Here is a 1,694-nt window from a genome sequence, read left to right on the forward strand (position 1 = left end):
GCACTTCTGGTAGCCCCCGCTACCAGAAGTGCGCACGGGTCGGTGGTGGGTCCCGGGGGTGACGGCGGTCGCGGGGCCGGGGTGGGTGTGACGGGAGGAATGTGTCCCCCGCTACAGTGTTGGGCATGCCAACACTTCCAGCTCCCCTGCTCCGGTCGACGGTCGCGAACCGCGTCCGCAGTCAGGTGTTCCGGAACAAGATCGTCTCGGCGCAGGAAGCCGTCGAGTGGATCCGACCCGGAGACACCGTGGCGATCAGCGGTTTCGCGAGTGCCGGTACCCCCAAGGCGGTCATGCCGGTGCTCGCCGAACGCATCCGACGCGCCCGTGTCGAAGGGGAGGACTTCACCGTCGGCCTGCTCACCGGTGCCTCCGTCTCCGCGGAGGTCGAACGTGAACTCGCCGAGGCCGACGGTATTGCGCTCCGCATGCCCTACCAGGCCGAGGCCACCGCACGCGGACGCATCAACGACGGGCGCATGGACTACGTCGACGTCCACCTCTCCCACGTCGCGCAGCAGGTGTGGCAGGGCTTCCACGGCGGCGTCGACGTCGCGGTCGTCGAGGTCGCGGGGATCACCGAGTCCGGGGACCTCATCCCCGCGACCTCCGTGGGCAACAGCAAGACGTGGCTCGACGTTGCCGACCGGGTCGTCCTCGAGGTCAACTCGTGGATCCCCGAAGCGCTTGCCGGCACCCACGACATCTACTACGGCACCGCGTTGCCCCCGCACCGCACACCGATCCTGCTGACCGCCCCGGAGGACCGCATCGGGCAGCCGTACCTGCGGATCGACCCGGCACGCGTCGTCGCCGTGGTCGAGACCCACGCGCCCGACAGCGCGGTCGCGTTGACGGCCCCGGACGCCACCAGTGAGGCGATCGCGGCCCACGTCGTGGACTTCTTCGGTCACGAGGTGCGGGCCGGTCGCCTCCCCGCCGACACCCTGCTGCCGCTGCAGTCGGGTATCGGCAATGTCGCCAACGCGGTTCTCGCCGGGTTGTCGAAGGGCCCGTACCGCGGGCTGACCTGCTTCTCGGAGGTCATCCAGGACGGCATGCTCCAACTCATCGACGACGGAACCGTCCGCTTCGCGTCGGCGACGGCATTCGCCCTGTCTGAGGCCGGACGCGAGAAGCTGGTCGACAACATCGACTACTACCGCGAGCACATCGTGCTGCGTTCGCAGGAGATCAGCAACCACCCCGAGATCGTGCGGCGGCTCGGCATCATCGCGATGAACGGGATGCTCGAAGCCGACATCTACGGCAACGTCAACTCCACCCACGTGATGGGTACCCGCATCATGAACGGGATCGGCGGCTCCGGTGACTTCGCGCGCAACGGCAACCTGTCACTGTTCCTGAGCCCGTCGACCGCCCGCGACGGTGCGATCTCGTCGATCGTGCCGATGGTCCCGCACGTCGACCACACCGAGCACGATGTACAGGTACTGGTCACGGAACAGGGCCTGGCGGACCTTCGCGGCCTGTCGCCGCGGCGACGGTCGCGGGTCGTCATCGACCGTTGCGCGCACCCCGACTACCGGGCTCGACTGCTCGACTACGTCGAGCGCGCCGAGGCCGTGGAGAACGCCGGCCAGACGCCGCACCTGCTCGGTGAGGCGTTCGGATTCCATCGGCGCTACCAGGAGACGGGAACGATGCGGACCCCCTGACGCCGCAGCGGTGCG

Annotated in this window: 1 protein-coding gene; it reads left to right on the forward strand. The window is 68.7% G+C overall.

Features of this window, described 5'->3' with window-relative positions:
• Window positions 1-125: 125 nt before the first annotated feature.
• Window positions 126-1,679, forward strand: a complete 1,554-nt coding sequence (gene scpC, locus LDQ05_RS00785) for a succinyl-CoA:acetate CoA-transferase ScpC (protein WP_226434990.1) — start codon at window positions 126-128, stop codon at window positions 1,677-1,679.
• The last annotated feature ends 15 nt before the right edge of the window (window positions 1,680-1,694 follow it).

Origin of the sequence: Rhodococcus yananensis (assembly GCF_020515525.1) — a bacterium.
Lineage (GTDB): Bacteria > Actinomycetota > Actinomycetes > Mycobacteriales > Mycobacteriaceae > Rhodococcus > Rhodococcus yananensis.